Below are 18371 nucleotides of genomic sequence, written 5' to 3'. Positions count from 1 at the left end.
GATGATCGCCCCCGTGACTGTTCCCTGCCCCGGTGCTGCGATCGCCGAAGCTGCCAGATCGGCCCTACCCGTTCTGCGCACCAAGCGGCTTGTGTTGCGGGCACCTGTTCTATCGGATTTCGACGTATTCGAGCGGCTGTTCTCGTCGCCGTCTGCGAAGTTCGTGGGGCAAGAACCGGATGCCGAGGCGATCTGGGCGCAGTTCACCAATTATTCAGCCGGTTGGGTTCTGCGCGGCGATGGCATGTTCACCGTTTGCCACGGCGACACGATTGTCGGCTTCGTCTTTGCGGGTGTCGAACCGGGCGATCAAGCCATCGAGCTTGGCTTCTTCATTGCCCCCGAGGCACAGCGGCAAGGCTTCGCGTTTGAGGCCGCTGAGGCCGCACTGGCCCATCTGCGCAGCCTTGGATCCGAGCGAATCGTCAGCTATGTCGACCCCGCAAATACGGCAAGTCAGGCTTTGGTTGCCAAGCTTGGGGGTGAACAGACTGGCACCTTGGACGGCACGCTGATCTTTGCCTATCCCATGGACGACGATGGCGGGCCGGAGGCTTATTCATGACCGACACACCCAAAAACCGGCCCCCTGCCATGACCGATGATGTGACCCGCGCCGCAGCACTTTTGAAAGATCATCGCCAGTCGATCGACCGGCTGGATGCGATCCTGGTCTACACGCTGGGCGAACGGTTCAAACACACGCAGGCGGTGGGCAAGCTGAAAGCCGAACACGACCTGCCGCCATCGGACCCCGACCGCGAAGCCAAGCAGATCGAACGTCTGGAAGACCTGTCGCGCCGTGCCAATCTGGACCCGGAATTCGCCAAGAAATTCCTGAACTTCATCATTGATGAGGTGATCAGGCATCACAAGAAACATCAGGAATGATTGGGGCAGTGCCCCGCTCAAATAGCTAGAAAAACAGGAGAAACTCTTATGGCTATGAAAATTCGTCTCGCCCGTGGCGGCTCGAAAAAACGTCCCTTCTATCGTGTGGTTGCCACCGACTCGCGCATGCCGCGCGATGGCCGCTTCATCGAAAAGCTGGGTACCTATAACCCGCTTCTGCCGAAAGACTCGGAAGAGCGTGTGAAACTGGACATGGAACGCGTGCAATACTGGCTGGACCAGGGCGCACAGCCGTCCGACCGCGTGTCGCGCTTCCTGGAAGCCGCTGGCGTTCTGGAAAAGAAAGAGCGTGCAAACCTGAAGAAGGGTGAGCCGGGCAAGAAAGCTCAGGAGCGTCTGCAGGAAAAAGCCGACAAGGCTGCCGCTGCTGCCGAGGCTGCTGCCGCCCCGGCCGAAGAGCCTGCCGAAGAAGCCGCTTCGGAAGAATAGACTCCGGCGCGGAGCAGGTCTGACATGCACAGCTTTTCACGTGCGTTCCAGTCGGATCTTGAAGATCTGATGCGTTGGCGGCGCGATGTGCGCCGCTTTCGCAGCGATCCTGTGGACGAGGCACTCCTGCAAGAGTGCCTCGACGCGTTTCTGCTGGCGCCATCGGTGGGGCTGTCCGAACCCTGGCGGGTGATCCGTGTGGAAAGCGATGCGGCGCGTGCCGCGGCGCTGGACAACTTCACAGAAGCAAATGACGATGCCTTGCAGGGCTATTCCGGCGACAAGGCCCGACTGTATGCCGGGCTGAAACTGTCCGGGATGCAGGACGCGCCGGTGCAACTGGCCGTTTTCAGCGACGAGGGGACGGCGAAAGGCGCCGGCCTTGGTGCAGCCACCATGCCCGAGATGCGCCGCTATTCCGTGGTCTCGGCGATCATGCTGTTCTGGCTGGCGGTGCGCGCCCGCGGGCTTGGTCTGGGCTGGGTGTCGATCCTTGACCCGGCGCGGCTGAGCCGTGATCTTGATGTTCCGGCCAACTGGGAACTGGTCGGCTATTTCTGTCTGGGATGGCCGGAAACGGTGGACGACAGCCCGGAACTTGAACATGCGGGCTGGGAGGCGCGGCGCGGGTCGTTGCCCATCGAAACCCGCTGACACCGACGCAGGAGCAGTGACATGGGTTTGCTATTTCGTCCCTTTCGGTTGATCCTGATTGTCGGGGCCGGGTTTCTGGCCGGGTTGCTGTTTGAACGAAATTCGATGACGGACCGCTGTCTTGACCGGGGTGGAGCCGTTGATCGGGGCATTTGCGTAGGTGTGGAATGAGCGAAGATCGGATTTGCGTGGGCGCGATTGCCGGGGCTTATGGCGTGAAGGGCGAGTTGCGGGTGAAAAGCTTCTGTGCCGAACCGGACGCGATCGGCGACTACAGCCCGCTCTGGTCCGAGGATGGCAGCCGCCAGTTTGCCCTGACGCTGGATCGCCCGATCAAGAATGGATTTGCGGCCCGGATCGACGGTGTGCACACGAAGGAAGACGCCGATGCACTGCGCGGCACCCGGCTGTTTGCCGATCGAAGCGCATTGCCCAACCTGCCGGATGACGAATATTACCACGCGGATCTGATCGGTCTGGTGGTGCTGGACACGGGCGGGCGTGAGTTGGGGCGCGTGTCTGCGGTGCACAATCACGGCGCCAGTGACGTGCTGGAGGTGCAGGGACCCGGCCTGAAAACAGGCGCACTTTTGCCCTTCACGCTTGAGGCCGTGCCGACCGTCGACCTTGCGGCAGGACGGATTATCGCCGACCCGCCAAAAGGCGTCTTTCCGGAATGACGCATGTGATCGTCCATGCCGGGTTTCACAAGACTGGCACGACAAGCCTTCAGGATTTCCTTGCCCATAACCGCACAGCCCTTGCACCGTGGCTCGATTACTACGGTCAGCGGGATTTCATGAACGCAGGCGCTGCCGCCCGCCTCTATGCTCAGCGCCCGTTTCCGCATCGCCTTTATGTGTTTCGAAGGGCGTTTCGCACGTTTCTGGCCGCGATCCCCGATCACGACACGATCATCCTGTCGCGCGAAAGTTTCTCGGGCGGAATGCCCGGACACCGGATGTTGGGCGGGCGAATGATCACGTCCTATCTGCCGGCGGCGCGCAGATTGGCGCGCTCTATCGTGAAAGAGCTGCGCCTGCGCTTTGGCCCGGATGTGACGATCACGTTCTTCTACACGACCCGCGAACGCGAGGCGTGGCTGCGCTCCGTCCATGGGCATCTGTTGCGCTCAATCCGTCTGACCGATGATTACGACACCTTTCGCGGGCGGTTCCCGATGGACATAACCCCGATTGAACAGGCGCGGCAGATGGCAGACGCGCTGTCCCCCATCCCGGTCGCCACCGCCGCGCTGGAGGATCATGCCGACGACCCGCATGGCCTGGCCAGCGCGTTGCTGGATCTGGCAGATGTGCCTGCGGCGGTGCGTGCAGACCTCGCCCCTGCCCCGCACAGGAACCGTGGACAGGGTGAAAATCTGCGCGCGACATTTCTGGCTTTGAACCGGCAGCGCCTATCGAAGCAGGAACTGAAAGCGCAGAAAGAACGTCTGCTGGCGCCGCATCGTCGCACGCCCTGACTTCCCCCCCCAACCGAAACCCGGTATGGGAAACGCCATGACGGACAAACCAAAGCGCCCTGAACCAGACACACCCACAAGCCCCAGGGCCCGCGGGATGAAATCGCATGGCAAGATCGCGGTTTCAGCCTCGATCAAACCGCGTGCGTTGATGACTGACACGCCGCGCTATGCCGGGGTCTGGACGGCGAAGGTGATCACCTTGTTCCCAGATGCTTTTCCCGGCGTGCTGGGCGAAAGCCTGACGGGGCGGGCCTTGAAGGACGGGCTGTGGGCGCTGGAGCCCATTGACCTGCGCCCGTTTGGCGAGGGCAGGCATCGCAACGTCGACGATACCCCGGCAGGCGGCGGTGCGGGCATGGTGCTGCGTGCGGATGTGTTGGGCCAGGCCATTGACACGGCCCAATCAGGCGTAACCAGGGATCGCGCCAAGTGGCCCATCCTCTACATGTCGCCGCGTGGGCGTCCGTTGGATCAGGCCATGGCCCGCAAGTTTGCCGCCTGCGACGGAATGACCATCCTGTGCGGGCGGTTTGAAGGCGTCGATGAACGGGTGCTGGAAGAATACGAGGTTGAAGAGGTCAGCCTGGGCGATTTCGTTCTGACCGGAGGCGAGATTGCCGCCCAGGCCCTGCTGGACGCCACGGTGCGGCTTCTGCCCGGCGTCCTGGGCAACGAAGCTTCGGCCGAAGAGGAAAGTTTTTCCGCCGGGCTTCTGGAACACCCGCAATACACCCGCCCCGCAACGTGGCGCGGACGCCCCATCCCCGAGGTTCTGATGTCTGGCCATCACGGCAAGATCGCGGATTGGCGGCGCGAGAAGAGCGAACAACTTACGCGCGAGCGGCGGCCCGATCTGTGGGAATCATTGCGGCGAAACCGCGACGAGGACGGGGCGAACTGACCCGGTTCGTCGCATTTCAATCAAGGCTTTTTTGTGGCTTTGTTTCGAAAAGTGCAACTGTTCGCGATCGGCGCCCAAAACTGTTTCGAAAATCCTTAAAATAAAACGGGTTATATCCTTTTGCACTCGCCATTTATGGGGAACCGAGAAAGGTGAATTTGTGTCATTTTCTGGGCGTGTAACGTTGAATTAACGATAGACCGACCCACCATTGCAAGAGATACCGCAAACCACCACGCGACCATCTTTCTTAGTCTCTTTTCGATTGAAAACAGTTTGTGAACTTCGAACTCTGAACGACCGGATAACGGCAGGAAAGGTAAACGACATGGAACTCTTGATCACCGCCAAGCAGAACCGCATCAACGCGCTGAACGCCCTTGCACAGAAAAAGCGTGCAGCTTGCACCCCGCGTCCAACAGCGGAATTGAAGCGTCGCATCCCGATGTTTCGCACGGCGCGCACCGGGTTTTCGGCCCCCCTCGTCCTAGCTTGACGAACACCACTCACGGACGCCGAAACACAGGAAGCTGCGCCAGGCACAGGGCGCAGCTTCCTCTTTTTTTTGGGGGGCTGCGCACCTTCATTCTGTCCTTGATCCGGGGGGGCAATGCCCCTATACACCGCTCGTCTGCCACTCGTTCGAGTCGCGCGGGCGTTTTTCATTTGGGGTGGTGCGTTCTTCTGCATCCAAAGACCCGGCTGAAAAACAGACAAGAAACGACGGACGACCTCCTGCGGGCGCGATGGCGGACCCGGTGAAGACAAGGAGCTCTTGGACGGCAGCTAACTTTGCGGACCAACCGCAAGCACAGATAGGAGATGGTCAGATGAACCTGATCGCAGAGCTTGAGGCGGAACAGATTGCCGCCCTGGGAAAGGATATTCCCGATTTCAAAGCCGGTGACACCATTCGCGTCGGCTTCAAGGTGACCGAAGGGTCGCGCACCCGTGTGCAGAACTATGAAGGCGTGTGCATCAGCCGCAAGAACGGGTCGGGCATTGCCGGATCGTTCACCGTGCGCAAGATTTCCTTCGGCGAAGGCGTGGAGCGTGTGTTCCCGCTGCACTCGACCAACATCGACTCGATCACCGTGGTGCGTCGTGGTCGCGTGCGTCGCGCCAAGATGTATTACCTGCGCAGCCGCCGTGGTAAATCGGCTCGTATCGCAGAAGATGCCAACTACAAAGCCAAGAAAGCATAAGGAGCGTCGTTATGAAAAAGGATATTCATCCCGACTATCACATGATCGACGTCAAGATGACCGACGGCACGATCGTTCAGATGCGCTCGACCTGGGGCAAGGAAGGCGACACGCTGGCGCTGGACATCGACCCCTCGGCGCACCCGGCCTGGACCGGTGGCGGCACCCGCCTGCTGGACACTGGCGGACGCGTGTCGAAATTCAAATCGAAATACGAAGGGTTCGGCTTCTAAGCCCAACCTTTTTTCAAGACAGAAACGCCGTCCCAACCGGGGCGGCGTTTTTCGTTGCGGGTCGTGACAAGCCCCCCTAGCCTTGGCGACGAACCATCGGCAGGGGGCGCAGGATGATCTCACAATTTGGGCCAGAGATCTGGCTGGCTGACGGCCCCTCGATCAAAGCCGCCGCTGGCTTTCACTATCCGACGCGCATGGTGGTGATCCGGTTGCCGGGCAACGACCTGTTCGTCTGGTCCCCCATCGCACTGACGGACGCACTGAGGCACGAGGTGTCCGCCCTTGGCCGGGTGAAATACCTGATCGCCCCGAACACGCTGCATCACGTTTTCATGTCTGATTGGATCGCGGCTTTCCCAGACGCGGCCCCCTTTGCCGCGCCGGGACTGCCTGCGAAAAGAAGCGACATCGCCTTTGCCGGCACATTGTCCGATACGCCGGAAACCGTCTGGGCCGGTGCCATCGACCAGATCGCCTTTGCCGGAAACGCCATCACCACCGAAATCGTGTTTTTTTACCGCCCCAGTGGCACGATCCTGTTCACCGACCTGCTTCAGCAACTGCCCAAGGGCTGGTTTTCCGGCTGGCGGGCCGTCATAGCGCGCCTTGACCTGATGACCGAGCCTGAACCTGCGGTGCCCCGGAAATTTCGGATCGCCTTTCGGGACAAAGCCGCCCTGCGACGGGCTGTGCACCGGGTGAAATCATGGGAACCGCAAGCGGTCATCATGGCGCATGGATCACCGGTGACGGATAACGCGCGCGCCTTTCTTGACCGCGCCTTCGCATGGGTTCCCGGTGTCGATTAGCATCCAACGCGACAGGGCCGCCGCACCCCACCTATGGCACTGAGGACTCAACCCCGATTTCAATGCGCGCAGCATCTTCCCCCCGTTGGGCTTCGTATCTATAGTCCCCGCACATAAGAAGCTGCACAACAGTCGGGGATACAGGCGTGGCGCATATTATTGTGGTCGGAAACGAAAAGGGCGGGGCTGGCAAATCCACCGTGTCCATGCATGTGGCAACGGCGCTGGCGCGGCTGGGCCACAAGGTCGGGGTGCTTGATCTGGACCTGCGCCAGAAGACATTTGGCCGCTTTGTCGAAAACCGCAAGGCCACCATGGCGCGCGAAGGCGTCGATCTGGCGACCCCTGAATACCATGACTTGCCCGAGGTCGATCCCGCCACATTGAAACCCGGCGAAAACCCCTATGACCGGCGCCTGTCCATGGCCGTCGCAGCACTTGAGGCGGATCGCGATTTCATCATCATTGACTGCCCCGGATCGCATACCCGCCTCAGCCAGGTGGCCCATTCGCTGGCCGACACGCTGATCACGCCGCTCAATGACAGTTTCGTCGATTTCGACCTGCTGGCACATATCGACCCGGACACGAACAAGGTCAAAGGCCCGTCTGTCTATTCCGAGATGGTGTGGAACGCGCGGCAGTTGCGCGCCAAGGCCGGGCTGAAACCGATCGACTGGGTCGTTGTGCGCAACCGTCTGGGCGCGCAAATGATGCACAACAAGAAAAAGATGGGCGATGCGGTCGAAGACCTGTCCAAGCGCATCGGCTTTCGCGTGGCGCCGGGCTTCAACGAACGGGTGATCTTCCGCGAACTGTTCCCGCGCGGCCTGACCTTGCTTGACCTGCGCGACGTGGGTGTTGTGGGGCAGATGAACATCTCGAACGTGGCGGCCCGTCAGGAATTGCGCGAGCTGATGAAGGCGTTGAACCTGCCCGGTGTCGAGGTGAAGATCTAACCGGCCCCCGCCGCGTTTTCCCCCTTTCCGAAGGGCGTGGCCCCGACTACGCTCGCCCTCATGTTGCGTTTCGTCCTGACCCGCGCCTTGTCGCTTGGCCTGAGCCTTGTGGTTGCCTCGCTGGTGATCTTCGCGATGATCGAGGTTATTCCGGGCGACCCCGCGTCTTTCATGCTGGGCCTGAATGCGCAGCCTGAAACGGTGGCGGCACTGCGCAAGGACCTTGGATTGGATGGATCACTGCCCGCCCGCTATCTGGGCTGGGTCGGCGGCATGATCACAGGGGATTTCGGCCTGTCCTATACCTATCGTGTGCCGGTGTCCGAACTGGTGATGGAGCGGCTTCAGGTCTCGTTGCCGCTCGCGCTTTTTGCGCTGTGCCTGTCCACCCTGATCGCCATCCCGGTTGGCCTCGTCGCCGCGGCCCGGCGCGGCAATCCCGCCGATTACACCATCATGGGGGCGACGCAACTGGGCATCGCGGTGCCGAACTTCTGGTTTGCCATGTTGTTGGTGATGGTCTTTGCGGTGCAGCTTCGCTGGTTTTCCGCAGGCGGCTTTCCCGGTTGGGACGAAGGCGTCTGGCCCGCGATGAAGGCGCTGACGCTGCCTGCGGTGGCCTTGGCCCTGCCGCAGGCGTCCATTCTGGCGCGGGTCATGCGGTCGTCGCTGCTGGACGTGCTGCATCAGGACTATATGCGCACCGCCCGCGCCAAGGGGCTGACCATGGCCCAAGCCACCCGCCGCCACGCCCTGCGCAACGCGCTGATCCCGGTTCTGACCATTATCGGTTTGCAATTCAGCTTCCTGCTGGCGGGCGCGATCATCATCGAGAACGTCTTTTTCCTGCCCGGCCTTGGGCGGCTGATCTTTCAGGCGATCACGCAGCGCGATCTTGTGGTCGTCGAAAGTGTGGTGATGCTGTTGGTCTTTGCGGTGATCCTTGTGACCTTTCTGGTCGATGTGGCCTATGCGCTGGTCGACCCCCGTTTGCGGAGGCGCCGATGACCCGCCTGCCCGCCCAGCTTTGGATCGGCGCGGTGCTGAGCACCGTGTTGCTGTCCGCGGCACTTCTGTCCTTCCTCTGGACCCCTTACGACGTGACCGCGCTCAACATCGGTGCCAAGTTGCGCGCGCCTTCTGCCGATTATCTGCTGGGCACCGACCATTTCGGGCGCGACCTTCTGTCCATGCTGATGGAGGGCGGGCGCATTTCCATCGCCGTCGCCGTTCTGGCCGTCGGCATCGGAATGGTGATCGGCGTGCCGCTTGGGCTGATGGCTGCCGCCAACCGGGGTGGCTGGCTGGACGAGGTGATCATGCGCGGAAATGATCTGATCTTTGCCTTCCCCTCGCTGGTTATCGCCATCCTGATCACCGCAACCTTCGGCCCTTCGGCCACCAATGCGATCATCGCCATCGGCATATTCAACATCCCCGTTTTCGCCCGCGTGGCGCGTGGCGGCGCGCTGACGATCTGGACGCAGGATTTCATCATGGCCGCGCGGGTGGCGGGCAAGGGCAAGGCGCGCATCAGCGTCGAGCATATTCTGCCCAACATCGCCAACCTGCTGATCGTTCAGGGCACCATCCAGTTTTCACTGGGTATTCTGGCCGAGGCGGGGTTGAGCTATGTGGGACTTGGCGCACAACCCCCGACCGCCAGCTGGGGGCGGATGCTGGCGGATGCGCAGACCATGATCTATTCCCACCCGCGCCTGGCCATCGCGCCGGGCCTGGCCATTGTCGCGATGGTGCTGGGCCTGAACCTGATGGGCGACGGTCTGCGCGATCTGCTGGACCCCCGGATCAGAAGGGCGCGCCTATGATCCGTGTCGCCGACCTGTCGCTGTCCATTCATGGCGCCCCGATCCTGCACGATGTGGACCTGTCCATCGCGCCCGGGCAGGTGGTCGGGCTGGTTGGCGAAAGCGGGTCGGGCAAGTCGATGACGGCGCTGGCCCTGATGGGGCTTCTGCCGCGCGGCATGACCCGAACAGGGCAGATATGGCTGGACAACACTGACCTTGCCGCGCTGGACGAAGGGGCGATGTGCGACATTCGCGGGCGTCGTATCTCGATGATTTTTCAGGAACCGATGACCGCGCTGAACCCGGTGAAAACCATCGGCGATCAGGTGGCAGAGGCGTTGTTGATCCACGGGCGCGCCAATCGCGACGATGCCCTGCGCATCGCCGCTGAGAAACTGGCACGCGTGGGCCTGCCGCAAGACCGTTTCCCGCTGGATCGTTATCCGCACGAGCTGTCAGGTGGGCAGCGGCAGCGTGTCTGCATTGCCATGGCCATCGCCCTGCATCCCGACCTTTTGATTGCAGACGAACCGACCACGGCGCTGGACGTTACCACACAGGCGCAAATTCTGGACCTGTTGAAAGAACTGGTCGCCGAGGACGGCATGGGGCTTCTGCTGATCACCCATGATCTGGCCGTGGTCGCAGGCATGGCCGATCACGTCGCCGTCATGCGCAAGGGCGAGATCGTTGAGCAGGGTGAAACCGAACCCCTGTTTCGCACCATGTCGCACCCCTATACTCGCCAGCTGCTTGAGGCCTCGGGCCATGTGCCGGATGGTCAGGCCATTCCTCAAGATACCCCGCTGCTTGAGGTCCGCAGCGCGGTGCGTGACTACCCCTTGCCGCGCACGTCCCTGTTCGGCCCAGCCCCGCAATTTCGTGCCGTGGACGGCGTCAGCTTCACGCTGAACAAAGGTGAAAGCCTTGGGCTGGTTGGCGAAAGCGGCTGCGGGAAGTCCACGCTCAGCCGCGCCATTCTGGGGTTGGAGCCGTTGCAGGGCGGGGAAGTCCTGCTCAATGGCACCCCGGTCGCCCCTGACATGCCGCACGCCCGCCGTGCCGGGCTGCAGGTGGTGTTTCAAGACCCTTACGGCAGCTTCAATCCGCGATGGACCGTGGAACGATTGGTCGCCGAGCCGTTTCACCTGCTGGGCAGCCGCCCCCATGACTGGCGCGACCGCGTGCGCGATGCGCTGGCCGAGGTCGGCTTGGACACTGACACCATGACCCGCTATCCGCACGAGTTTTCCGGCGGCCAACGCCAACGCATCGCCATCGCGCGTGCCCTGATCTTGCGACCCGAGCTAATCATCCTCGACGAAGCTGTGTCGGCGCTCGATGTCTCCATCCGCGCCGGTATCCTCGACCTGCTGGCAGACCTGCAGGCGCGTCACGGGATGGGCTATCTGTTCATCAGCCATGACCTTGGCGTCGTGCGCTCGATCACGGATCGGGTTCTGGTGATGAAGGCCGGCCAGATCGTCGAGGACGGCGCCACGGACGCGGTCTTTGCCACGCCCCGACACGCCTATACGCAAACCCTGATCAACGCGGCACCCGCCATCCCGTCCGCGTGGAAGGAGGCCCAGATCAATGAAACATGAGATGAAAGAGCTTTGGTTCGACTCGACGGAAATCCTGATTGGCGGGGACTGGCGCAAGACCGCGCATACGCTGCCCGTCGCAGACCCCTCAACGGGCCAGACCTTCGCGCAGATCGCGCGCGGAGCCGCACCCGAGATCGACGCCGCCGTGTCCGCCGCCAAAGCCGCGTTGGATGGCGACTGGGGCCGCATGACGGCCACCGAACGCGGGCGCATCCTGACGCGGATCGGGCAGTTGGTGGAAACGCGGGTGGAGGAGTTGACCGCGCTTGAGGCGCGCGACGTGGGCAAGCCCCTGACCCAAGCGAAGAACGACGCCGTGGCTCTGGCGCGATACATGGAATTCTATGGGGGTGCCGCCGACAAGGTGATGGGTGAAACGATCCCCTATCTGGACGGCTATACCGTCTATACCCTGCGTGAACCGCATGGCGTCACGGGACATATCGTGCCTTGGAACTACCCGATGCAGATCATCGGACGCTCGGTCGGGGCGGCACTGGCGATGGGCAATGCCTGCGTGTTGAAACCCGCCGAAGAGGCCTGCCTGACCGCGCTGGCTTTCGCGCGACTGGCCGAAGAGGCCGGGTTGCCCAAAGGCGCGCTGAATGTCGTCACCGGGCTGGGCGAGGAAGCGGGTGCGGCCCTGTCCTCCCATCCCGGTGTTCAGCATATCAGCTTCACCGGATCGGTGCCGGTGGGTGGGCTGGTGCAGGCCGCCGCCGCACAGAACGTGGTGCCGGTGACGCTGGAGCTTGGGGGCAAGTCACCTCAGTTGGTGTTCGACGATGCCGACCTTGATGCCGCACTGCCCTTTCTTGTCGGCGCGTGTATCCAGAACGCGGGCCAGACCTGTTCGGCCAGTTCGCGGGTGCTGGTGCAGCGCGCCGTCTATGATGACGTGGTGGCGCGGATGGGTGCGGCCTATGACGCCTTGCAAGTGGGGCCTGCGACTTCCGACCTGAATGTTGGCCCCTTGATCTCGGCACGTCAGAAAGAGATTGTCGAAGGGTTTCTGACACAAGGCGGCGATCTGCGTATCGCGGGACGGGGACAAATCACAGACGCGCCCGAGGGTGGGCATTACGTGGCCCCGACCCTTTTTGCCGATGTAGCGCCCGATCACCCGCTGGCGCGGGACGAGGTGTTCGGCCCGGTGCAAGTCGTCATCCCCTTCGAGACCGAGGGCGAAGCTGTCCAGATCGCAAACGCCACCGATTACGGGCTGGTGGCGAGCATCTGGACCGCCGATGGCGCACGTCAGATGCGGCTGGCCAAACGCCTGCGCGCGGGGCAGGTGTTCATCAACAATTACGGCGCGGGCGGCGGGGTTGAACTGCCCTTCGGGGGTGTCGGCAAATCCGGGCATGGACGCGAAAAGGGGTTCGAGGCGCTTTACGGATTCTCGCAGTTGAAAACCGTCGCGGCGAAACACGGCTAGGGCATGGGCGCGCGGCTGAAACTCTCGAACAAGCAGGCGCGGCATTTATGGCTGTGGACCAACGCCCTGTCGGACACGCCTACCGGCCCGCTGGATCTTGACGCGATCATCTGGCGGCTGGGGTTTGTGCAGATCGACACCATCCGCAACGTGACCCGCGCGCACAATCATATCCTCTGGAGCCGCAATCAGAACGTCCGCGAAGGGATGATCTGGGACCGGCTGGCCAAGCGAGATGTGTTTGAACATTTCACCCATGATGCCAGCCTGATCGACCGGCGCGTTCTGCCCTTTTGGCGGCGGCAATTCGACCGGCTGGGCGCGCGGGCTGGACGGCACGCTTGGTATCAATCGGGGTTGGGGCGGGCCCAGATCGCCGAGATCCGGCGACGCATCACCGATGAAGGTGCCCTGTCCACACATGCCTTTGACACCAAGGCGGAAAGTCGCGAAATGTGGGCGCGGCCACCCCACAAGAAAGCTCTGGACCAGATGTGGTATGCGGGCGAGCTTGCGACCTGCCACCGCAAGAATTTCGTGAAGTTCTATGATCTTGGTGAACGAGTGTTTCCAGCGTATGATCCGGTCGAGGATTCCAAGGCGGTCGACTGGCTGTGCTCTGCCGCAATTGACCGGCTGAGTTTCGGCACAACCGGCGAGGTTGGCCGCTTTTGGGACGCAATGAGTGCGCGCGAGGCGAAACACTGGTGTGACACCGCCGATCTGGTGCCCATCGAGGTTGAAACCGCCGACAAGGGCTGCTTCACCGGGCTGGCCCACCCGGATATCGAAACCCGGCTGGACACTATGCCCACCCCGACCAGCCGCTTGCGTATCCTGAACCCATTTGACCCGGCCATCCGCGACCGCGCCCGGCTGGAGCGCCTGTTCGGTTTTGAGTATCGCAACGAGATGTTCGTGCCAAAACCCAAGCGACGCTGGGGGTATTACGTCTATCCGCTGCTGGAAGGCGACCGCTTCGTCGGGCGGATCGAACTGAAGGCAGATCGCAAGGCAGGGGTGTTGAGCATCGTCGGGTTCTGGCCTGAGCCAAGGGTGCAATGGCCAGTGGCTCGTCACGCAAAGCTTGAGGCCGAGCTTCAGAGATTTGCACGCTTTGCAGGACTGAAGCAGGTGGTGTGGCATACCACGCCGGGTTGACTTGCACCGCCGTTCAAATCGGCGCAAGCTCGGCCCAACAACCAAGGGGGACTGGATGCGGCTTCAAGGGAAAACAGCCATCGTGACCGGAGGCGCGTCGGGGTTCGGGGCGGGAATCGTGCGCAAATTCGCAGCCGAAGGCGCGCGTGTGATGGTCGCCGATGTGAATGACGATCTGGCCCGCGAGATGGCCGCCGAGGTGGACGGTGTGGCCCATCACGTCGATGTCTCAAGCAGCGACAGCGTGGCCCAGATGGCGCGCGCCGCGCATGAGCTTTGGGGACAGATGGATATCATCGTCAACAATGCAGGGATCACCCATCTGCCCAAACCGATGGAAGAGGTGGACGAAGGCGAATTCGACCGTGTGTTTGCCGTCAACGCCAAATCGGTTTACCTGATGGCGCGCTTTTTCGTGCCGGCGATGAAGGCGGCGGGCAAAGGCGCGATCCTCAACGTGGCCTCGACCGCTGGCCTCAGCCCGCGCCCGAACCTGAACTGGTACAACGCATCAAAAGGCTGGATGATCACTGCCACCAAAACCATGGCGGTCGAGCTGGCTCCGCATGGCGTGCGGGTCAATGCGATCTGTCCGGTGGCGGGCGAAACCCCGCTTCTGTCCAGCTTCATGGGCGAGGACACGCCCGAGATGCGGGCGAAGTTCCTGGCGACCATCCCGCTGGGCCGGTTTTCGACCCCTGAAGATATGGGGAATGCGGCATGTTTTCTTTGCTCGGACGAAGCATCGATGGTCACGGGCGTGGCGATGGAAGTCGATGGCGGGCGGTGCATCTGACGGGATGTCAGAACCGGGGGTTTCACACCCCCGGGCCCCCGTGGGATATTTGAGACAAGAAAAAGAGAGTGCGATGAAACCCGGAGCCAGAAATCTGATCACCGATGTCGCCGGTCTTTATGTTGGCAATGCCGGGGATGAGGTTATCAAAACCGGCGCGACCGTGATGGTGGGCGATGCGCCGTTCACGGCGGGCGTTCACATCATGGGTAGCGCGCCGGGCACACGCGAAACCGCACTGCTGGCCCCTGACAAGCTGGTGCAAGAGGTGAATGCGCTGGTGTTGTCGGGGGGATCGGCCTTCGGACTGGATGCGGCATCCGGTGTGGCGGATGGGTTGCGGGCGCAGAGGCGCGGGTTTCTGGTGGGCGATCAGCGGGTGCCGATCGTGCCGGGCGCGATCCTGTTTGATCTTCTGAATGGCGGCGACAAGGCGTGGGCCGAAAACCCTTACAAGGCGTTGGGACGCGCTGCGCTGGAGGCGGCGGGGTCTGAGTTTGCCCTGGGCACGGTTGGTGCGGGCACAGGGGCAACGGTTGACGGGTTGAAGGGGGGGCTTGGGTCGGCCTCGCTGGTGTTGGAGTGCGGGATCACGGTCGGGGCATTGGTGGCCGTGAACGCCTTGGGTGCGGTGACGATGGGTGACGGCCCCGCCTTCTGGGCCGCCCCGTGGGAGATGAATGACGAGTTCGGCGGGTGCGGCATCGGCACCCACGACCCGACCTTCGAACCGCGCCCCGAGGCCCGTCTGGGCGAAAACACCACCATTGCCATCATTGCAACAGATGCGGTGTTGACCCAAGCGCAGGCCACCCGTCTGGCCACCGCCGCCCATGACGGGATGGCGCGCGCGATCCATCCCAGCCACACACCGTTCGACGGCGATCTGGTCTTTGCCGCCGCCACTGGCGCCCGCGCCCTGCCTGACGCAGGTTTTGATGCACTGCGCCTGGGTCATGCCGCCGCCACCTGTCTGGCGCGCGCCATTGCACGCGGCGTTTATGCGGCAATACCCTCGCCAGAAGACACAATGCCCACATGGGCCGAGAAATTTAGCTGAGGAGAGTTTCATGAAGCATCTTATCAAAGCAACCGCTTTGGCGACCCTGATCGCACCCCTCCCTGTCTTTGCCGATGAAGTGACGGACACGCTGAACAGTGCCCTCAAGGCTTATGAAGAGGGCGACATCAAATACACGCTGGAAGAGCTGGAATATGCCAAGCAACTGCTACAGGCGATGAAAACTGCCGATCTTGCCAAGTTCCTGCCCGATGCGCCCGACGGCTGGACGCGCGAGGTGTCGACCGAGATGAATGCGGGACTGGCAATGCTGGGTGGCGGCGCGGGGGCCGAGGCCACCTATTCCAACGGTCCGGATGCGTTTTCGATCACGATCATGGCCAACAATCCGATGGTCGGGGCGTTGTCGGGTATGCTGTCGAACGCCGCGCTGATGGGGATGAAGCTGGAACGGGTGGGGCGGATGAAATACCTGAACCAGGATGGGGAGTTGTCGGGCATCGTGGATGGCCGGATCCTGATACAGGCTGAAGGCGCGGATGTTGCGGTAATGATCCCGGTCCTGGAAACCATCGACCACCGCGCGTTGGAAGATTTCGGACGCTGACGGTCAACCCAACAGATCAGCCACCATGTCGCTGTCCGGATCGCTGAGCGGTTCGATCACATCGAAATGGTGGCGGCCCGGCGCGATGACCAGTTCGGCCTCGGACCAGGCCAGTGCCAGATCACGCGCCTGATCCAGAAAGGCGGGGCGTTCATCTGCCCCCACCCAGATTGTCGTGGGGATGCCCGCGCGCGCGTCGTTCAAGGCGGGGCTTTCGACCTGCGCCTCGGCCGCGTCAATCCGCAGCGTGTCGTTCATTGTGGTCTGCATCAGCGGGTGAAGATCCCCCAGCGGCGAAATGGGAAGGATCCGGGCGATCCGGTCCCGGCATGTCAAATCGACATCAAGGCAGTTCATTCGCGCCACCAGATGCCCCCCTGCAGAGTGACCGACCAGCCGGATCGGGCCGTCTACATATGCGGCCGCCGCCTCGATGGCGCGGGCGACTGTGCGGGTGATCTGGCCAATGCGGGCGTCCGGCGCGAGCGGATAGGACGGCAGCGCCACCGCATAGCCGTGTGCCACGGCCCCAGCTGCCAGGTGGGTCCAGTCGCGTCGTCCGAATGCTTTCCAGTAACCGCCATGCACGAACACCACCAAGCCGTTTGGTGTCGCCTCGGGCAGCACCAGATCAAAGGCATTCGAAGCATCTTCGCCGTAAGGCAGGTCCAGACGAAGATTCTTGTGCGCAGCGCGGAAGTCGCTTGCTGATTTCTTCCATTTCGCCGGGAAATCGTTTCCATTCGGGATGAAATCCGCGTTCGCATAGGCTATGTCGAAATTCATATCAGATGTCCTGTGATTGCTTCGGGTCACCCCCGAACGACACATGAGCTATGGGAGAGTAAAATGGCCGCCAACGCAACCGAGCTGAAGAGCTTGCTGAAAGACCCGTCACTGTTTGAGACCCGCGCCTATGTGAATGGCGAATGGATCGACGCCGATAATGGGGCCACCTTTGATGTGACAAACCCCGCCCGGGGAGACGTGATCGCCAAAGTGGCCGACTTGTCACGCAACGAGGTCGCCCGCGCCATCGACGCCGCCGACAAGGCAGGCCGCGAATGGGCCAAGCGCACCGCGAAAGAGCGTGCCAACATCATGCGCAAATGGTTCAACCTGATGATGGAGAACCAAGGCGACCTTGCCACCATTCTGACCGTAGAAATGGGCAAACCGCTGGCCGAAGCCACGGGTGAAATCGCCTATGGTGCAAGCTTCATTGAATGGTTCGGGGAGGAGGCCAAACGCATCTATGGCGAAACCATTCCCGGCCACCAGCCAGACAAACGCCTGATGGTGATCCGTCAGCCGATCGGGGTCGTTGCCTCGATCACCCCGTGGAACTTCCCCAATGCGATGATCACCCGCAAATGCGGCCCGGCCGTGGCCGCTGGCTGTGGCTTCGTGGGTCGTCCGGCGGCTGAAACCCCGCTGTCCGCCACCGCGCTGGCCGTTCTGGCCGATCGCGCAGGCATCCCGGCGGGCGTGTTCAACATCGTGCCCAGCTCGCGCAGCTCGGACATCGGCAAGGAGTTCTGCGAAAACCCCTTGGTGCGCAAGCTGACCTTCACAGGCTCGACCAATGTTGGCCGCATCCTGCTGCGTCAGGCTGCCGATCAGGTGCTGAAATGCTCAATGGAGCTGGGCGGCAACGCACCCTTCATTGTGTTTGACGACGCCGATCTGGATGCTGCTGTCGAGGGCGCCATCGCCTGCAAATTCCGCAACAACGGCCAGACCTGCGTCTGTGCCAACCGGATTTATGTGCAGGAAGGCGTCTATGACGATTTTGCCAAACGCTTCGCCAAGGCCGTGTCCGCCCTGCCCGTCGGTGACGGCTTGAATGAAGGCATCGCCCTTGGCCCGTTGATCTCGCAAGACGCGGTGGACAAGGTGCGCGAGCACGTGGCCGACGCGACATCGAAAGGCGGCGAAGTGATCCTTGGCGGCAAGGAGCACGAGAAAGGCGGGTTGTTTTTCGAACCCACGATCATCAAGAACGCCACGCGTGATATGGAGGTCGCCACGGACGAAACTTTCGGCCCCATGGCGCCCTTGTTCAAGTTCAAGGACGAAGATGACGTGATCGCACAGGCCAATGACACGATCTTCGGGTTGGCGTCGTATTTCTATGCCAACAACCTCAGCCGCGTTTACAAAGTGGCCGAGGCGCTGGAATACGGAATCGTTGGCGTGAACACCGGCATCATCTCGACCGAGACCGCACCGTTTGGCGGCGTGAAACAATCGGGCCTTGGCCGCGAGGGCTCGCGCCACGGGATCGAGGATTTCCTTGAGATGAAATACATCTGCATGTCGGTGTAAACGCGTGA

General features: G+C 62.0%; 23 protein-coding genes. 22 read left to right on the top strand and 1 reads right to left on the bottom strand.

The window, feature by feature from the left end; translation table 11 throughout:
- The first annotated feature begins 1 nt into the window (after nucleotide 1).
- The 21 genes from MUY21_RS06730 (at nucleotide 2) to MUY21_RS06630 (ending at nucleotide 16035) form a co-directional block, all read left to right on the top strand.
- Entirely contained in the window at nucleotides 2–565 is a 564-nt protein-coding gene (locus MUY21_RS06730; protein WP_248409551.1) for a GNAT family protein, read from the top strand.
- A 29-nt stretch (nucleotides 566–594) separates the two neighbouring features.
- Entirely contained in the window at nucleotides 595–891 is a 297-nt protein-coding gene (locus tag MUY21_RS06725; protein ID WP_191286348.1) for a chorismate mutase, read from the top strand.
- A 48-nt stretch (nucleotides 892–939) separates the two neighbouring features.
- Complete coding sequence (gene rpsP, locus MUY21_RS06720; protein ID WP_191286304.1) at nucleotides 940–1341, top strand: 30S ribosomal protein S16; 402 nt, start codon at nucleotides 940–942, stop codon at nucleotides 1339–1341.
- A gap of 24 nt (nucleotides 1342–1365) precedes the next feature.
- Nucleotides 1366–1995 carry a 5,6-dimethylbenzimidazole synthase gene (gene bluB, locus MUY21_RS06715; RefSeq protein WP_248409550.1) on the top strand — a complete coding sequence of 210 codons (630 nt, stop codon included), beginning with the start codon at nucleotides 1366–1368 and terminating at the stop codon, nucleotides 1993–1995.
- A 21-nt stretch (nucleotides 1996–2016) separates the two neighbouring features.
- A complete protein-coding gene (locus tag MUY21_RS06710) occupies nucleotides 2017–2166 on the top strand; it encodes a hypothetical protein (protein ID WP_177179290.1) in 150 nt (49 codons plus the stop codon).
- The gene (gene rimM / locus MUY21_RS06705) at nucleotides 2163–2675 is read left to right on the top strand and encodes a ribosome maturation factor RimM (protein ID WP_248409549.1); all 513 of its coding nucleotides are present in this window, start codon (nucleotides 2163–2165) and stop codon (nucleotides 2673–2675) included. Before MUY21_RS06710 ends, rimM begins: the two co-directional genes overlap by 4 nt.
- Nucleotides 2672–3478, top strand: coding sequence for a hypothetical protein (locus tag MUY21_RS06700; RefSeq protein ID WP_248409548.1), 807 nt, complete (start codon nucleotides 2672–2674; stop codon nucleotides 3476–3478). Before rimM ends, MUY21_RS06700 begins: the two co-directional genes overlap by 4 nt.
- A gap of 97 nt (nucleotides 3479–3575) precedes the next feature.
- Nucleotides 3576–4382, top strand: a complete 807-nt coding sequence (trmD, locus tag MUY21_RS06695) for a tRNA (guanosine(37)-N1)-methyltransferase TrmD (RefSeq protein ID WP_248409597.1) — start codon at nucleotides 3576–3578, stop codon at nucleotides 4380–4382.
- A 328-nt stretch (nucleotides 4383–4710) separates the two neighbouring features.
- On the top strand, nucleotides 4711–4878 hold the full coding sequence (locus MUY21_RS06690) for a hypothetical protein (RefSeq protein WP_248409547.1): 168 nt from the start codon (nucleotides 4711–4713) through the stop codon (nucleotides 4876–4878).
- A 334-nt stretch (nucleotides 4879–5212) separates the two neighbouring features.
- Nucleotides 5213–5587: a 50S ribosomal protein L19 gene (gene rplS / locus MUY21_RS06685; protein ID WP_191286298.1), complete on the top strand. Its 375-nt coding sequence runs from the start codon at nucleotides 5213–5215 to the stop codon at nucleotides 5585–5587.
- A gap of 11 nt (nucleotides 5588–5598) precedes the next feature.
- Nucleotides 5599–5820 carry a 50S ribosomal protein L31 gene (gene rpmE / locus MUY21_RS06680; protein ID WP_191286297.1) on the top strand — a complete coding sequence of 74 codons (222 nt, stop codon included), beginning with the start codon at nucleotides 5599–5601 and terminating at the stop codon, nucleotides 5818–5820.
- Between the two features lie 113 nt (nucleotides 5821–5933).
- Nucleotides 5934–6632 (top strand): DUF4336 domain-containing protein, encoded by a 699-nt coding sequence (locus MUY21_RS06675; protein ID WP_248409546.1) that lies wholly within the window; start codon nucleotides 5934–5936, stop codon nucleotides 6630–6632.
- A gap of 146 nt (nucleotides 6633–6778) precedes the next feature.
- Complete coding sequence (locus tag MUY21_RS06670; protein ID WP_191286295.1) at nucleotides 6779–7591, top strand: division plane positioning ATPase MipZ; 813 nt, start codon at nucleotides 6779–6781, stop codon at nucleotides 7589–7591.
- Between the two features lie 60 nt (nucleotides 7592–7651).
- Nucleotides 7652–8599, top strand: a complete 948-nt coding sequence (locus MUY21_RS06665) for an ABC transporter permease (RefSeq protein WP_248409545.1) — start codon at nucleotides 7652–7654, stop codon at nucleotides 8597–8599.
- Nucleotides 8596–9420: an ABC transporter permease gene (locus MUY21_RS06660; protein WP_248409544.1), complete on the top strand. Its 825-nt coding sequence runs from the start codon at nucleotides 8596–8598 to the stop codon at nucleotides 9418–9420. Before MUY21_RS06665 ends, MUY21_RS06660 begins: the two co-directional genes overlap by 4 nt.
- Nucleotides 9417–11009 carry a dipeptide ABC transporter ATP-binding protein gene (locus MUY21_RS06655; protein ID WP_248409543.1) on the top strand — a complete coding sequence of 531 codons (1593 nt, stop codon included), beginning with the start codon at nucleotides 9417–9419 and terminating at the stop codon, nucleotides 11007–11009. The genes MUY21_RS06660 and MUY21_RS06655 overlap by 4 nt, the downstream gene beginning before the upstream one ends.
- Before the next feature lies 1 nt (nucleotide 11010).
- Entirely contained in the window at nucleotides 11011–12450 is a 1440-nt protein-coding gene (locus MUY21_RS06650) for an aldehyde dehydrogenase family protein (RefSeq protein ID WP_248409596.1), read from the top strand.
- 3 nt (nucleotides 12451–12453) lie between these two features.
- A complete protein-coding gene (locus MUY21_RS06645; RefSeq protein WP_248409542.1) occupies nucleotides 12454–13611 on the top strand; it encodes a crosslink repair DNA glycosylase YcaQ family protein in 1158 nt (385 codons plus the stop codon).
- Nucleotides 13612–13666: 55 nt separating this feature from the next.
- Nucleotides 13667–14407, top strand: coding sequence for an SDR family oxidoreductase (locus MUY21_RS06640; protein ID WP_248409541.1), 741 nt, complete (start codon nucleotides 13667–13669; stop codon nucleotides 14405–14407).
- A 73-nt stretch (nucleotides 14408–14480) separates the two neighbouring features.
- Nucleotides 14481–15467, top strand: coding sequence for a P1 family peptidase (locus tag MUY21_RS06635; protein WP_248409540.1), 987 nt, complete (start codon nucleotides 14481–14483; stop codon nucleotides 15465–15467).
- Nucleotides 15468–15477: 10 nt separating this feature from the next.
- Nucleotides 15478–16035, top strand: coding sequence for a hypothetical protein (locus MUY21_RS06630; protein WP_248409539.1), 558 nt, complete (start codon nucleotides 15478–15480; stop codon nucleotides 16033–16035).
- 3 nt (nucleotides 16036–16038) lie between these two features.
- On the opposite strand, the gene MUY21_RS06625 is transcribed toward MUY21_RS06630, so the two are convergent.
- Nucleotides 16039–16821, bottom strand: coding sequence for an alpha/beta hydrolase (locus tag MUY21_RS06625; RefSeq protein ID WP_248409538.1), 783 nt, complete (start codon nucleotides 16819–16821; stop codon nucleotides 16039–16041).
- A 63-nt stretch (nucleotides 16822–16884) separates the two neighbouring features.
- Here MUY21_RS06625 and MUY21_RS06620 point away from each other — a divergent pair, with 63 nt between their 5' ends.
- Entirely contained in the window at nucleotides 16885–18363 is a 1479-nt protein-coding gene (locus MUY21_RS06620) for an NAD-dependent succinate-semialdehyde dehydrogenase (protein ID WP_248409537.1), read from the top strand.
- Nucleotides 18364–18371 lie beyond the last annotated feature (8 nt).

The sequence above is a fragment of the Aliiroseovarius sp. S2029 genome (assembly GCF_023195575.1).
GTDB classification, from domain to species: Bacteria; Pseudomonadota; Alphaproteobacteria; order Rhodobacterales; family Rhodobacteraceae; genus Aliiroseovarius; species Aliiroseovarius zhejiangensis.
This window is presented reverse-complemented; position numbering and strand designations above follow the sequence as displayed.

Coding starts and splice junctions, on each gene's coding strand:
- MUY21_RS06665 (WP_248409545.1), top strand. CDS start 7,652: ATGTTGCGTTTCGTCCTGACCCGCGCCTTGTCGCTTGGCCTGAGCCTT.
- MUY21_RS06635 (WP_248409540.1), top strand. CDS start 14,481: ATGAAACCCGGAGCCAGAAATCTGATCACCGATGTCGCCGGTCTTTAT.
- MUY21_RS06675 (WP_248409546.1), top strand. CDS start 5,934: ATGATCTCACAATTTGGGCCAGAGATCTGGCTGGCTGACGGCCCCTCG.
- bluB (WP_248409550.1), top strand. CDS start 1,366: ATGCACAGCTTTTCACGTGCGTTCCAGTCGGATCTTGAAGATCTGATG.
- MUY21_RS06625 (WP_248409538.1), bottom strand. CDS start 16,821: ATGAATTTCGACATAGCCTATGCGAACGCGGATTTCATCCCGAATGGA.
- MUY21_RS06650 (WP_248409596.1), top strand. CDS start 11,011: ATGAAAGAGCTTTGGTTCGACTCGACGGAAATCCTGATTGGCGGGGAC.
- rpsP (WP_191286304.1), top strand. CDS start 940: ATGGCTATGAAAATTCGTCTCGCCCGTGGCGGCTCGAAAAAACGTCCC.
- rimM (WP_248409549.1), top strand. CDS start 2,163: ATGAGCGAAGATCGGATTTGCGTGGGCGCGATTGCCGGGGCTTATGGC.
- MUY21_RS06725 (WP_191286348.1), top strand. CDS start 595: ATGACCGATGATGTGACCCGCGCCGCAGCACTTTTGAAAGATCATCGC.
- MUY21_RS06620 (WP_248409537.1), top strand. CDS start 16,885: ATGGCCGCCAACGCAACCGAGCTGAAGAGCTTGCTGAAAGACCCGTCA.
- MUY21_RS06730 (WP_248409551.1), top strand. CDS start 2: ATGATCGCCCCCGTGACTGTTCCCTGCCCCGGTGCTGCGATCGCCGAA.
- MUY21_RS06645 (WP_248409542.1), top strand. CDS start 12,454: ATGGGCGCGCGGCTGAAACTCTCGAACAAGCAGGCGCGGCATTTATGG.
- MUY21_RS06630 (WP_248409539.1), top strand. CDS start 15,478: ATGAAGCATCTTATCAAAGCAACCGCTTTGGCGACCCTGATCGCACCC.
- MUY21_RS06710 (WP_177179290.1), top strand. CDS start 2,017: ATGGGTTTGCTATTTCGTCCCTTTCGGTTGATCCTGATTGTCGGGGCC.
- MUY21_RS06700 (WP_248409548.1), top strand. CDS start 2,672: ATGACGCATGTGATCGTCCATGCCGGGTTTCACAAGACTGGCACGACA.
- rplS (WP_191286298.1), top strand. CDS start 5,213: ATGAACCTGATCGCAGAGCTTGAGGCGGAACAGATTGCCGCCCTGGGA.
- rpmE (WP_191286297.1), top strand. CDS start 5,599: ATGAAAAAGGATATTCATCCCGACTATCACATGATCGACGTCAAGATG.
- MUY21_RS06640 (WP_248409541.1), top strand. CDS start 13,667: ATGCGGCTTCAAGGGAAAACAGCCATCGTGACCGGAGGCGCGTCGGGG.
- MUY21_RS06690 (WP_248409547.1), top strand. CDS start 4,711: ATGGAACTCTTGATCACCGCCAAGCAGAACCGCATCAACGCGCTGAAC.
- trmD (WP_248409597.1), top strand. CDS start 3,576: ATGAAATCGCATGGCAAGATCGCGGTTTCAGCCTCGATCAAACCGCGT.
- MUY21_RS06660 (WP_248409544.1), top strand. CDS start 8,596: ATGACCCGCCTGCCCGCCCAGCTTTGGATCGGCGCGGTGCTGAGCACC.
- MUY21_RS06655 (WP_248409543.1), top strand. CDS start 9,417: ATGATCCGTGTCGCCGACCTGTCGCTGTCCATTCATGGCGCCCCGATC.